10 protein-coding genes are annotated in these 14,342 nt (G+C 42.7%); 1 reads left to right on the forward strand and 9 read right to left on the reverse strand.

Translation table 11 applies throughout. The features are described from left to right. Positions 1 to 18 precede the first annotated feature (18 nt). The gene (locus MHH79_RS10475; protein WP_015383868.1) at positions 19 to 1,356 is read right to left on the reverse strand and encodes a sodium-dependent transporter; all 1,338 of its coding nucleotides are present in this window, start codon (positions 1,354 to 1,356) and stop codon (positions 19 to 21) included. Between the two features lie 218 nt (positions 1,357 to 1,574). On the opposite strand from MHH79_RS10475, the gene MHH79_RS10480 reads away from it, so the two are divergent. Next, the gene (locus tag MHH79_RS10480) at positions 1,575 to 2,540 is read left to right on the forward strand and encodes a bile acid:sodium symporter family protein (RefSeq protein ID WP_340034337.1); all 966 of its coding nucleotides are present in this window, start codon (positions 1,575 to 1,577) and stop codon (positions 2,538 to 2,540) included. A gap of 48 nt (positions 2,541 to 2,588) precedes the next feature. Here MHH79_RS10480 and odhB read toward each other — a convergent pair whose 3' ends face one another. The 8 genes from odhB to cdaS form a co-directional block, all read right to left on the reverse strand. Continuing rightward, complete coding sequence (gene odhB, locus MHH79_RS10485) at positions 2,589 to 3,842, reverse strand: 2-oxoglutarate dehydrogenase complex dihydrolipoyllysine-residue succinyltransferase (RefSeq protein WP_015383870.1); 1,254 nt, start codon at positions 3,840 to 3,842, stop codon at positions 2,589 to 2,591. Between the two features lie 15 nt (positions 3,843 to 3,857). Further along, positions 3,858 to 6,692, reverse strand: coding sequence for a 2-oxoglutarate dehydrogenase E1 component (sucA, locus tag MHH79_RS10490; protein ID WP_340034338.1), 2,835 nt, complete (start codon positions 6,690 to 6,692; stop codon positions 3,858 to 3,860). Between the two features lie 228 nt (positions 6,693 to 6,920). Next, the gene (locus MHH79_RS10495) at positions 6,921 to 8,837 is read right to left on the reverse strand and encodes a nitric oxide reductase activation protein NorD (protein ID WP_015483338.1); all 1,917 of its coding nucleotides are present in this window, start codon (positions 8,835 to 8,837) and stop codon (positions 6,921 to 6,923) included. Between the two features lie 10 nt (positions 8,838 to 8,847). After that, positions 8,848 to 9,762: a MoxR family ATPase gene (locus MHH79_RS10500; protein WP_100506380.1), complete on the reverse strand. Its 915-nt coding sequence runs from the start codon at positions 9,760 to 9,762 to the stop codon at positions 8,848 to 8,850. A 63-nt stretch (positions 9,763 to 9,825) separates the two neighbouring features. After that, positions 9,826 to 10,416 carry a superoxide dismutase family protein gene (locus MHH79_RS10505; RefSeq protein ID WP_100506379.1) on the reverse strand — a complete coding sequence of 197 codons (591 nt, stop codon included), beginning with the start codon at positions 10,414 to 10,416 and terminating at the stop codon, positions 9,826 to 9,828. A 92-nt stretch (positions 10,417 to 10,508) separates the two neighbouring features. Then, on the reverse strand, positions 10,509 to 11,753 hold the full coding sequence (cwlS, locus tag MHH79_RS10510; RefSeq protein WP_004399265.1) for a D-gamma-glutamyl-meso-diaminopimelic acid endopeptidase CwlS: 1,245 nt from the start codon (positions 11,751 to 11,753) through the stop codon (positions 10,509 to 10,511). Positions 11,754 to 12,133: 380 nt separating this feature from the next. Beyond that, positions 12,134 to 13,351: a macrolide family glycosyltransferase gene (locus tag MHH79_RS10515; protein ID WP_327844575.1), complete on the reverse strand. Its 1,218-nt coding sequence runs from the start codon at positions 13,349 to 13,351 to the stop codon at positions 12,134 to 12,136. Between the two features lie 236 nt (positions 13,352 to 13,587). After that, positions 13,588 to 14,211, reverse strand: a complete 624-nt coding sequence (cdaS, locus tag MHH79_RS10520) for a cyclic di-AMP synthase CdaS (RefSeq protein WP_080030734.1) — start codon at positions 14,209 to 14,211, stop codon at positions 13,588 to 13,590. Positions 14,212 to 14,342: the final 131 nt, after the last annotated feature.

The raw sequence follows: 14,342 nt of genomic DNA on the forward strand, positions 1-14,342 counted from the left end.
CCCCGGGGGCTTCGTGTTTTAAAAAATCCCTACCACATGCAAAAACACGATGATGATGGCAACAGGAGATAGATATCTAATGAGCAGCAGCCAAACCGCAAACCACTTTCGTTTGAGATTGGAACCGCTTTTCAGCTCGTCAAACAAATCCTGTTTCGGTATTTTTAGCGGAACAAAAATCGAAATCAGTAACGCACCTAACGGCATTAAAATATTGCTCACAAGATAGTCGGCCGCATCAAAAATAGACAGATGAAATATAGTGACGTCACTTAAGACACCGTATGATAATGCAGACGGCACACCGACAATAAAAATCGCAATTCCGCCTAACCAAGCGAATCGTTTTCTCTTATTGACATCGCCTTTCGAAAGTACTGCGACCAAAATTTCCAGCATTGAAAAAGCAGATGTCAATGCAGCAAATAAAAATAGAAGTAAAAATGCTAATAAAAAGATAATTCCGAACGGCATTTGATTAAACACAGTCGGCAGCACGTTAAATAACAGAACCGGGCCTTGGTCTGGTTTGAGGCCGAATGAAAAGACAGCTGGAAAAATCGCAATTCCGGCCATTACAGCAACAAGCATGTTCATAACAGTTACAGATACAGCGGACTGTACCAGATTTTCCTGCTTCTCTAAATAAGCGCTATACGTTACCATGACAGATACACCGACACTTAATAAGAAAAAGGATTGTCCCATTGCATATAAAATGGTATTGGCATTAATTGCAGTTAAATCAGGCATCAGGAAAAATTTGATTCCTTCCATCGCGCCATCAAGTGTAACCGAACGCACCATTAAAATGATGAATAATAGAAAAAGCGCCGGCATTAATACTTGGCTTGCTTTTTCAATTCCGCTGCTTACCCCTTTTGCAACAACTAAAATTGTTACCACCATAAAGAGCAGTTGGCCTCCTACAGCCAAATAAGGATTTGAAATGGTACTTGCAAATATCGTATCAAAACCAGATGTTTGCGATAAACCGCCAGTGAAGCCTTTTATAATATAAATTAAAATCCATCCGCCGACGACACTGTAGAAAGATAGAAGAATAAAGCATGTCACCATGCCTAAATAACCGATCCAATGCCACTTCGTTCCTGGAGCAAGTGTTTTATAGGACTGAACGGCATCTTTCTGTGTTCTTCTGCCTATGATGAATTCACCTAACAATAAAGGCAGTCCGATTAAAACCGTAAATAAAATAAAAATAAGTAAAAATGCGCCTCCTCCGCTGGTTCCGGCAACATATGGGAATTTCCATATCGCACCAAGCCCGATAGCTGATCCTGCCGCGGCTAAAATAAAGCCGAGCTTCGAAGACCATTGATTTGCTTCCTTCACCGTATCACTCCTATTTGATCTAACCATTATAAAGGTTCATTGTAAGAATATCTTCCTATATAGTCAAGAACATTTTGATTAGTTTACATCATATATCTATAGACATCTGCCAAAAACTAATATTGAATTATTCAGAAAATTATTTATAATAAGAGAATGTTATGAAATTTGTAAGAATTTCTGCTGAAGTTCTTGATAAGTGTGTTAGGAGTGTTTTTATGGACATCATTAGAAAAATAAGTCATTTTGCAGGACAAACCTTTGGCATATGGGTCATTGTTTTTGCAGTGCTGGGATTTTCTTTCCCATCTTTATTTACGTGGATCAGTTCTTATATTACGATTTTTCTCGGCATTATCATGTTTGGGATGGGCCTTACACTGCAAGCCGATGATTTCAAAGAGCTAGTCAGAAAGCCTTGGCAAGTTATTATTGGAGTAATAGCTCAGTATACGATCATGCCGCTCGTTGCTTTCGGCCTCGCATTTGGGCTTCATCTTCCAGCTGAAATCGCAGTTGGAGTTATTCTTGTCGGCTGCTGTCCCGGGGGAACTGCATCTAATGTTATGACATTCTTAGCAAAAGGAAATACTGCCCTTTCTGTTGCGGTTACGACAATTTCTACCTTATTGGCACCAGTTATAACACCGTTGTTGATTATGCTGTTTGCCAAAGAATGGCTTCCTGTCTCACCGGGGTCTTTGTTTATCTCAATCTTACAGGCGGTTTTATTTCCGATCATTGCAGGTTTGATTGTCAAAATGTTTTTCAGAAAACAAGTGGCAAAAGCCGTACATGCCCTTCCGCTTGTTTCTGTCATTGGCATCGTTGCGATTGTCTCAGCTGTCGTCAGCGGCAATCAGGAAAATCTGCTTCAATCGGGGTTGCTCATTTTTTCAGTTGTTATCCTGCATAACGGTATCGGTTATTTACTTGGGTTTCTTTGTGCAAAGCTTTTAAAAATGGATTACCCGTCTCAAAAAGCGATTGCAATCGAAGTCGGCATGCAAAACTCCGGGCTTGGGGCTGCACTTGCCACGGCTCACTTCTCACCGCTATCTGCCGTACCAAGCGCAATATTCAGTGTGTGGCATAACCTTTCAGGTTCTATGCTTGCAACATATTGGTCAAAAAAAGTAAAAAAGAAACAAGCTGGATCCAAAAGCAGAAATCCATCACTTTAAATATGCATCAAAAAAGGTACATCACTTTATCGTGATGTACCCTTTTTATTATCCTTCTAATAAAAGCTGTTCAGGATCTTCCAGTAAATTTTTGATTGTCACGAGGAAACCAACCGCTTCTTTACCGTCTACAATTCGGTGATCATAAGATAAAGCGATATACATCATCGGACGGTTTTCGAAACGCTCTTCATCAATGGCTACAGGACGCAGCTGAATCTTATGCATGCCCAGTATACCGACTTGCGGGCTGTTTAAAATTGGAGTTGACATCAATGAACCGAAAGTCCCTCCGTTTGTAATCGTGAAGGAGCCTCCCTGAAGCTCGCTAAGGGTTAATTTATTGTTTCTTGCTTTTTTCGCAAGCTCGCCGATCTCTTTTTCGATTCCTGCAAATGTCAGGCGATCCGCATCCCGCACAACCGGAACGACAAGGCCTTCATCAGCAGCAACAGCGATTCCGATATCGTAGAATTTTTTAACGATCAACTCATCGCCTTGAATTTCTGCATTCAACAGCGGATATTTTTTCAATGCAGCCACGACCGCTTTCGTGAAGAAAGACATAAAGCCGAGCTTCACTTCATTTTGCTCAAAGAATTGATCTTTGCGGCGTTTTCTGAGATTCATGACAGCCGTCATGTCCACTTCATTAAATGTGGTCAGCATCGCTGATGTTTGCTGTACCTCTACAAGGCGTTTTGCAATCGTTTGTCTGCGGCGTGACATTTTTTGCACTTCAACAGGTTTGTCAAAGCTTTGCTGTGCTTTTTGAGCCTGAGGCTGCTGCTTTTGCTGAGGAGCCGGTTTTGATGCCGGTTTTTCGTACGCTTCGACATCCTGCTTGCGCACTCTTCCAAGCGGATCTCCAGTTGGAACTTGAGACAGGTCAATTCCTTTTTCTCTCGCCAGCTTACGGGCCGACGGAGAAGCAATCGTTCTTGATTTTGCTTCAGATTGTGCTTCCTCGCTCACCTCTTGTGCAGCTGGTTCAGCCTGTTTCTCTTCTTTTATGCTTTCCTTGCTTTCTGCTTTCTCTGTAGGAGCAGGGGCAGAACTTTCACCCGCGCCTTCTGAAATCGTACCGATAATTTCTCCGACCTGGACGGTATCACCCGAATCTTTCAATACCTCTTGAAGTACACCCGATTCTTCTGCTGTCAATTCAACATTCACTTTATCCGTTTCTAGTTCAAGCAGATATTCACCCTGTTCTACATAGTCACCAGGCTGCTTTAACCATTGGGCTATTGTTCCTTCTGAGATTGATTCTGCTAATTCAGGTACCTTAATTTCCGCCATTTTTTCATTTCCCCCTTAGTTTTTGCGAGTCAAGCTATCAGATACAATACGTTCCTGTTCTTTTTTATGAACTGTCGGATCTCCCTCTGCAGGGCTGGATCGTCTTCTTCGTCCAATATATTGAACGCTTACTCCCTCTGGTGCAATCTCTGTCAAATACGGGCTGATATAACCCCAAGCCCCCATGTTCTGCGGCTCTTCCTGCACCCAAACGATTTCTTTCAGGTTCGGAAGTTTTGTAAATAATTCTTTGACTCCTTTTGCCGGGAATGGATACAGCTGTTCGATTCTCGCAATGTGAAGCCACTCTTTACCGTCTTCTAACTTATTAAAATGATCGCTAATGTCTATAGACACTTTACCGCTGGATAATACAAGTCTGGTTACTTTTTCATAGTCATGAGAAAGTCCCGACTGTTCATAAACAGGCTGGAAGCGGCTTTCGCTGAGCTCCTGCACTTCCGACACCGTATTTGGGTTGCGAAGAAGGCTCTTCGGCGTCATAATGACAAGCGGTCTGATTTCTTCACGAAGCAGCATTTTAGCCTGCCTTCTTAAAATATGGAAATACTGTGCCGCGCTTGTCAGGTTGGCAACCGTCCAGTTGTTTTCCGCTGCAAGCTGCAGGAATCGCTCGATTCTTCCGCTTGAGTGCTCAGGCCCCTGTCCCTCGTAACCGTGCGGGAGCAGCATGACTAATCCGGATTTTTGGCCCCATTTCGCGCGTCCGGCAGAAATAAATTGGTCAAAATACACTTGAGCAGCGTTGGCAAAATCTCCGTACTGTGCTTCCCACAAAACAAGCGTTTCCGGTGAATGCACGTTATAGCCGTATTCAAAACCGAGAACCGATCCTTCAGACAGCGGGCTGTTATGAACAGCAAATGATGTGCTGCAGTCAGATAAGTGATGAAGCGGCACAAATTCTTTGCCCGTCTCACTGTCATGAAGCACAAGGTTTCTTTGGGCGAACGTTCCGCGCTCGGAATCCTGTCCTGTTAAACGAATCGGTGTTCCGTCTTTCAAAATTGAAGCAAACGCGAGTGATTCTGCCAAAGACCATTCCACTTTTCTGTCATCATCGAACGCCTTGGCGCGTCTTTCTAAAATGCGCTTTAGCTTGCCGAAAACATTAAATGACTCCGGCCAGTTGATCAATTCGCCATTCAGCTTGCGGAGCACATCAAAATCAATCGAAGTGTCCACATCTGGGAAACCGTTTGATACAGGCTCTGGAAGTTCAATTTCACAAGCAGTGTGTTCCTTTTTAGACGGAACTTTCTGATATGCATCCTCAATGCGCTTCGTTACCGATTTTTCGATGTTTTGAACAACTTCCTCGGTAAGCACGCCTTCTTTTACCAGCTTTTCAGCGAAAATTTGTTTGACGGTCGGATGCTTTCTGACAGCGTCATACAGCATTGGCTGAGTGGTTGACGGTTCATCCATTTCGTTGTGTCCATAGCGTCTGTACCCGATCAAATCAATCAGAAAATCCTTGTTGAATGTTTTTCGGTATTCGACCGCAAACTTAACTGCTGAAAGACAAGCTTCAGGATCGTCCGCATTCACGTGAACAATCGGAATTTCATAACCCTTGGCCAGGTCACTGGCATATTTTGTCGATCTGGATTCAGCGCTTTCTGTTGTGAATCCGATCATGTTATTGGCGATAATATGAATCGCACCGCCTACTTGATACCCTTTTAAAGAGCTTAAATTCAATGTTTCAGCTACAATTCCTTCCCCAGGGAATGCAGCGTCTCCATGGATTAAAATGGCCAGCGATTTTGTTTCATCTTGTACCGGGTATCCGCTTTGTGTTCGCGTTTCCTGTGCCGCTCTTGTGCTGCCTTCAACAATCGGATTGATAAATTCCAAGTGGCTCGGGTTGTTCGCTAACGTAATGCGCGCTGATTTTGTTTCAGCGTCTTGAAGCTCCCGATTCGCCCCCAAATGGTATTTGACATCCCCTGTCCATCCGTAGCTGATTCCAATTGATCCCTCAGACGGGACAAGATCTTTGTTCGGCGCATGCTGGAATTCAGAGAAGATGATTTCATACGGTTTGCCGAGCACATGTGCCAAGACATTCAGGCGTCCCCTGTGCGCCATCCCGATGTTGACGCTTGTCGTGCCTGATTTGACAGATTGTGCAATAATGTCATCAAGCACTGGAACAAGAGCGTCCAGACCCTCAATGGAAAAGCGCTTCTGCCCGACGAATGTGCGGTGCAAAAACTGCTCGAAGCCCTCTACTTCAGTCAGTCTTTCCAGCACAGCCGACAGCTTTTCAGCTGAGTTCTTCTGGAACAGCTCGCCAGATTCAATCTTTCTTGTCAGCCATTCGCGCTCTTTGAAGTCATGCACATGGTCAAATTCAAATGAGATGGTTCTTTTATACGTATTTCGTAAATACTGAATGGCTTCTAAACCGTTCGTAATGTTTTTAGGAGCGTCTTTGCAGATGACTGACGCAGGTATTGCTTTTATTTCCTCTTCTGTTAGCCCGTAATCGGATAATGGAAAAAGTTCGCTCTTTTTCTCATCCTTTCTGAGCGGATTGACGGAAGCGTTCAAATGGCCATAGGTTCGGATATCTTCTGCAAGTCTGACTGCTGATGCGATCTTTTGAATCAGATCGGCTGTAACACGTCCCTTTTCTTTTGTTCCCGAGGCCTCTTTTATATCGCTTGGCGGAGCACCGAGCTCGTCGAACATTTCCTTCAAATCCGGGTCAATGCTGTTCGGATCCTGGGTATACTGATCGTAAAGCTCCAGCGCATAGCCGAGGTTCGGACCGTAAAAATCTTCCCAATTCATTCGTTGTTTCATACTATTTTGAAACATTTGAATATTACCCCCAACTTAAATAATCAAGTGATTGATTCACTATCTTGAAATAACTTTCGAACGCTGTGTCCAAAATTATGTAATAAAAACGCTTCCAACGATATTTTACCACTGTTTGCAATTTGATTCTACCTTGATTGTTCACAAAATAGTAAAAAACCTTTATAAAAAACAAAAAATTTAATCATTCGAAAAAACAAACGCCAAAAAGCATAGGATTAAGGGCTATCCTATGCTTTTATGAAGCAGTTTTTTCAGCAGCGGATACAAAACATCCGGTAGCTGATCAACATCCGGGACAAATATACTGAATTTTCCGTACATATCCTGGATCGTCTTCATTTGCGATTCTTCTATTTCTGAGTTGGAGAGAAAAACATTTATCACTTCTATTCCTCTTTTTCGGGCTTCGATAACCGCCTCACTTGTATCGACGATCCCATTTTGTTCGTAGCCAAATGCGGCCGGCTCTCCATCTGAGAAAACAATTAAGAACTTTTGCGCCTCGCTGCGGTGCAGCATTTTTTTCGTCATCTGCCTAATTGCGTACCCGTCACGGTTATCTTCCTCTGGCTCAAGCTGCATAATCGCCGGTCCAGATTCTTGTCTTAATGATGATTGGAAGGGAATAACCGTATTGAAATAGTTTGGCTGGCTTGTTTCGGTCGCATCATTTGTGTCCTCCCAGAAACCGACAATCTGATGCGGAACCGCTACCGATTTCAACGCTTCGTGAAACAGCACGATTCCTCGTTTTGTTTCGTCCATTTTGTCGAACATGCTGGCGGAACAATCGACCAGCAATGTAAAAACTGCGTCAATTTCTGAAGACGGTTCTTGCTTTTTGTAGAATAGGCGCGGATTTCGCTCAGTGAAGTAACGAAGAAGCTTATTGTTCAGTCTCCCGGCATGAAGGTCTGTTCTCGGCAATGTTTTTTTATGCTCCAGCGTTTTTTGAATCATTTGTTTCAAACGCTTTTGATACGATTCAATCGTTTTTGCCTGCTGTTTATAAGAAAGCTCTTCTTCACTGGTTGCCGGCTGCGGTTCTTTATAAATTGGAAATGCATATTTATTTTCTTTGCCGTCAGCCATACCCGCTCCGTTCGGCTGGTCTTTTTGGGACTCCAGCGCTTCCAACTTGGAATAGTCTTTCCGTTTCGTTTGTCTGGCTGATCCTTGAACAGAGCCAAGGGCCTGATCTCCATCGTCGCCTTCCCTTGAAGCATCTTTTCCTAAATCTGATTTTGCGCCGTGTTCAATATCAAATTGAAGGAAGCTTTTAGACGGTGCTTCTGTTTCCCGGTGCCATGTCGGCATTTCTTCTTCATGGATATCCTCATCACCGTCTGATTGTTTTGGAAGCGTGATGTCATCACTCAGCTTCGGCGCTTTTTTCTCTTCTTCAAATAACGGCTGTTCTGCAGCTTTTGCGTAGTCAAGCTCAGGCAAAAAGAAGTAGGTGTTCAACATGTCTTTATCGAGCACCTCTTCAAGCCCATCCATGAGGTCCTCAACAATTTTCAGAACCTGCCGTGTCGAATCTGCTTCATACACACGCAAGAGCTGCTGCTCAATAAACGGGCGCATCAGATCGATATCTTCACGCATGGACGGAAGGGTCTCAAGCGGCGATTCCGCTGTGAGCTTGACATAGATCGCGCAAAAGAGCGCATCGGTAAAAATGCTTCGTTCCAAATTTAAGGTCAGCTGAGTTGAGAAATGTTTTCTGTACATGTCTTTTCGCTTCGCAAATACTTGTTTCGTACCCGGGCGCTCACGTTTGATGCATTCTTCGATTCTAATGTCTTCAAGCAGCATAAAGAGCTGCTTGGCAAAACTTTTAAACGTAAGATGGCGATGGATATCATTCAAAAAGTTCGAATACTCATGCAGCGAGCTATATCTTGTTCCGACTGAACGCAGGTAGACGTCGCTTTTCAGACCCGCTTCCATGTCCTCAGCTGCCCTGTCTTTCCAAAAGTGGCTCATATAGATTTTCTTTTCAAATGGATTGTAATAGGACTGAACGCCATACTCCACTTCTACCGCTTCACTCTTGGTGAGTGTTTTGGCCAAATCAGTCAGCATCATAAATAAAAATGAATCAATCGTGCTGTCGTTAAATTTGATAAATTTCATCGCAGCCCCCTCATTCAAACAGAGTTTCTGCAATATTTCGGACGGCCGCTTTTTCCCGATCATCATCAAGCTTTTCTACAATTCCCCGCTCAATGGCACGACGCGGCGGAATATAAGCAGCTAAATCACATGTATCGATTAAAGCTCTGATGGATGCCGCTTCTTCAGACACCTGTCCGTTATTGGCCTGAACGATCAAGTCAGAGGAAAGCGTGATAAATCTGTCAATCAATTTCTCGTCTTTCAAGGCTGACTGAGACATGAGCACTTGTTTCAGCAGCTCGCCTTTAATATAAGGCACATCAATGATGACAAAACGGTTTTTCAACGCTTCATTCAGAGGAACAGTTCCGACATAGCCTTCATTGATGGCTGCAATGACTCCGAAACCGCTTTTAGCCCGTATGACCTCGCCTGTAAACGGATTTGTCATCATTTTTCTGTAATCTAATACACCGTTTAAAATAGGCAGTGTTTCCGGCTTCGCCATATTGATTTCATCTATATAAAGAAAATGGCCTTCCTTCATTGCCTTTGTAACAGGTCCTGAAACAAACTCGATTGTCGCCTGGCCAGATTGATTTTCAATCGTTTTATAACCGACCAATGCCTCAGCGTCCAAGTCGACTGAACAGTTGACGCTGTGCATCGGTTTATGAAAATAGCTGGACAATGTTTCTGCCAGCTTTGTTTTTCCTGAACCTGTAGGCCCTTTCAGCAGGACATTTTTCCCCATGGCTAATGCAATAATGGCGTCAAATAAAATGGCTTCATCCTCCGCCTCATAGCCTGATGTTCCTATAAGCGATTGAAACTCTGGGGAAATAGGCTGCTCTTTATATGATAAAAGCTTTTGTTTTATATCTTCCGGCAATGTTAAGTGCTGTAGTTGAGTTGTCATAGACAGATTCCCTTTCCTATTCATATTCCATTAACGAGTATACTAAAAAAGCCCCTGTATGCTCAATACAAAAGGGCTTGGATGATATTACTGCTTCTCGTTATTTCCCAAAAGGGCTCCGCAGACAATACGCGCACCGGAATTGCCGCTTGGGTTTGTCAGATAATCGTCGGCTTGTTCATGAATAATAAATGCACTTCCGTCCTCATCGAGAATATTTAGTTTACTTCCTTTTTTCAGTGAAGTGTCAGGCGCATTCATAATGACATCTACCTTTCCATCAGCACCGACTTCAAGGTTCGGCAGATCTCCGGCATGATGCCCCATCGGATTGTTGAAGCCGTGTTCTTTGTTCAGTGGATTAAAGGGACCGCCCGCTGATTCAAAATCCGGCCTGACACAAGAACCTTTCTCATAAATATGAAAACCGAGAGAAGCACCTGGACGTAGGCTGTTTGCGGAAATATGAATATCGAGGCCTTCATCACCTGATTCTTTGATCTCTATAAAACCGACTGCTTTCCCTTCACGATTGACCAGTTGGACATGATGACCAAACGCTGACGTTTCAACCACTTTTTTTTCCGGCACCCGGTTAGGAGGGTCTGGAGGTTTTTTTTGTCCGCATCCGGCAACTCCCAGTGCCGTCAGCATCATCAACAGCAAGAGACGGTACATACTGTCTCCCCCTTGTTTTTTCTAACAGTGTGGTCAATCATTGTCTGGTATAAACAAAAAAGCCTATAAAAGGCTTTTTGTCATACTCATTTTTAAAAATAACTTCTTGCGCCCAAGTACCGCTGTTTCCAATACGAATTGCTGAGATTGGAAATGTCGACGCCCGATGAGCTTGCATGAATAAAATCACCGCCGCCTAGATAAATCCCCATGTGAGACGGGCCGGATTTATATGTGGTAAAGAAGACAAAGTCTCCTACTGACGGCTGGCTGACTTTCTGCATGACATTCCAATATCCTGCCGTACTCAATCTTGATATAGATGATACATTATTAATGAGGTAATAAATGAAGCCGCTGCAATCAAAACCGGCAGGCGTGTTTCCGCCCCATCGGTAAGGCACTCCGACATATTTTTTCGCTTCCGTTATCATTCTGTCAATCTTCGAACCTATTTGAATGTTTGACCCTGAGTTATCTTTTGGCTTTGTTGGCTTTGTCGGATTTGAAGGATTAGATTTTGATGCTCCCGAAATAGTCAGAACCTGCCCGATTTGCAGCACATCCGATGATAAATTGTTTTTATCACGGATGCTTTGGACAGTGACTCCGAGCCGATTTGCAATTTTCCACAGCGAATCGCCTGCTTTTACCTTGTACGTCGTTGTTTTTGAGGGATTGGAGTTTGACGGCTTTTTGGAACCGCTGTTTCCGTTCTTAGGTGAACTGCTTCCTTTTATTTTGAGCACTTGTTTAGGATAAAGTGTATCTGATGTTAAGCCATTTAAGGTTTTTAATTCAGCTACAGTCATATTTAAGCTGTTTGCGATTTTCCACAGTGAGTCACCAAGCTTAACCGTATATGTACTTTTTGAAGAACCTGAAGAATTGGAACCGCTGTTTTTCTTTGATCCATTTGATCCGCTTGAACTGCTTGTCCCTTTGATCTTAAGTTTTTGCCCCGGACGAATCAGGTCACTGCTCAGGCTGTTTAAGCTTTTAAGCTCAGAAACACTCATTTTATGATTTTTAGCAATCATCCATAGGGAATCACCATATGCAACTGTGTATGTTGATGTTTTGCTTGAGTTAGATGGGGATGTCGTGCTTTTTTTGCTGCTTTCAGGAACCTTAAGGCTTTGTCCGACATAAAGCACCGTTGATTTCAATTTGTTTTCGGATTTCAGAGCTGATATTGTCGTATCATACTGGCGGGAAAGTTTCCAAAGAGAGTCACCGCTTTTTACTTTTATCGTTTTTGCTTCCGCGGGTGCTGCGGCCATCGACGACCCAACAACTGCAGAAACAGCCAAACCGGCTACAATCTTCTTTTTCATTCATTCAACCTCCTAAACTGTTTTTTTTGCAAAAACAGCTAGTATTTTGTTTCCAAAAATGGCACACAACTGTTTTATCGTCAATTTTTCAGCAAGTTAAACCCTTTTCAAACATTTGGCAGCATTTTCAGCATCATTCGACCTTTTAACCTTTAAATAAACACCTCACATTTTACATAAGGAGGATATGTTTTTCGAAAGTCTAAGGAACTATTTAAGCGAGGGTAAAAATGATGGTTTTCTATTGATGAACGAAGCAGTTTCTCCTCCTTTCTTGTCTATTTTTCTAATCAATTCTCTATCGGCGTGTCAAATCCCTTCCTCTGCATTCTTATGAAATGGCAAAAAGCCTGTTCTTTCGATAAGAACAGGCTTTTACACTATGCATTTGCTGATTGAGTTTTTTGTTTTACAGCTTCAAGAATGCTATCGGCCGCTTTTTTAGAGCCGCCTGCCGCTTTCAGTGATTGTCCAATTTCTTTTGCCTTTTCAGCATACGAACGATTATTCATAACTTCTTGTATCGTCTCTTTCAGAAGGCTTTCAGATAATTCTTCTTTTTTTAACACTTTTCCTGCACCGACTTTCTCCACCTGATCTGCGACAACAAATTGGTCGCCTCCCATCGGAATGACAACGAGCGGGGTTTCAAAATACAAACCTTCACTTGTACTGTTCATTCCGCCGTGGGTCACAAATAAGCTGGCTCTTTTCAAGATCTCAAGCTGAGGGACATACGGGCGTACAATGAAATTCTCCGGAATGTCGTTTAACTCACTTGTTTTAATATGCTTGCCGATGGAGAGCACAACTTTACCGTCAAAGTCCTTACACACTTCAAGGCATTGATTAAAAAACTGCTTTTGATTATTAAAAATGGTTCCCATTGAAATAAACAGCACGTTTTCATTGTCAATCTGATCAAATGGGAATTCATTGTTTCCGGCTCTTTCTGTAATGGAAGGACCGACAAATACATATCGCTCGCCAAATCGCTCAGCCAGTGGCTGAAATCCCCTTGATGTAAAGACGATTGTCAAGTCACCATCAGCTAAAAAAACATCAAATGGCTTCTTGATCTCTGCTTGAAAATCAGCATTTAACGTTTCTGCAAGCTGCTGGTATGTTTCATAATGAGGCGAATCTTCAAGTGATCCTTTCATGTACGCTCCCATCATTTCCTTCGCAAATTCCTCATTCATCGCAAAGGTTGTACACAATGAAAATCTTGGCAGCTTCAGCATGTTGGCAATGACTTTACCCGCGAGAAGATGGTGATCATATATGACGTAATCATACGATTCATGTTTGACTTCCTCATAAATATGAGTCGCGATATCCTTACAGGCTTTCAAAAAAGCGCAGAGCATTTCTGTGAAATCTCTTTCTTCATCGCCGGTTGCGTTTTTCCCGAAGTAATCTCCCCTGAAATCATGATACTCACGAAACTCTATATCAAGGGCAGTGATTTTTTCTTTATATTCCTTCACTGCGTAGTACGTAATGTTTTCTCCCCGGGATTTCAGCTCCTTCATCACACCGATAGAGGGATTAATATGCCCTTCACCGGGGAAACCGATCATTAATACATTAGCCATGCGGCAGCCACCCTTCCTTTAAAAATTTATGTAATATTCTATACGGTACTATAAATACATAAACAGGTAAAGTATTTCACTTAATTAATATTCATCACATATAACTTTTCTACCAGTTTATATTTCCTGTCTTCAAGACAAAAAGCATTCAGCTTGAAGCGAATGCTTTAATAAAGATACGAATTCAGTCATTTTGTCTCATGATAGGATTCTTAATCAGGCCCTTTTTATTATTTTTACGTTCTTGGTGAAATTAACGGATATAATACACCGTCTTTGGCAAACGACATCTTCCCTGTTTCCTCTGAAACCACGAGCACCAGTGCATCCGTATATCCCGACATACCAAGAGCCGCCCGGTGCCGGGTTCCCAGATGGATATCCACTTCCTTCGTCGTCAAAGGGAGCACATTGGCTGCTGACACGAGTTTGTTTTCCCTCACTAACAAAGCGCCGTCATGAAGAGGGTTTCCGGGAAAAAAGATGCTTTCAATTAATGAAGAGCTGATCTCGGCGTGTAGGGAGGTGCCTTTTTGAATAAAATGTTCAACCGGGTCTGCTCTTTCAATCACAATTAAAGCTCCATGCTTATGTTCCGATAAGGCTTTAATCGCCTTGGCCAGCTCAATAAATGCCGGCGTAAATTCCTCAATGTATGATTGCAAATAAAAGGAGGATGCAATCCCCTGCATGTCCTGAAAAACGTGCCCCAAATCATCTAATTCACAAAGAAGGCACTGGTCTTTTTCGTGAAGCGTTTTCAAGATTAGAGATGCATCACCTAATATTTGCTCTAAGTACACCTGTATTTTCCCCTTGAACGCATTTTCTGATATCTGCTCATAGCGCATAGCCTTCATCTCCTGTTCAAATTTCCAACTTTTCACGAATGCTTATCTTATTGATGCACATTCTATTGGTAAAGGAGGGATGTAAAGAATGGAAATCGAAAGAATCATTCAGTATATTTGCACCTTTTTAGGCGTGATTT

This window comes from Bacillus sp. FSL K6-0993, assembly GCF_037977205.1.
GTDB lineage: Bacteria > Bacillota > Bacilli > Bacillales > Bacillaceae > Bacillus > Bacillus subtilis.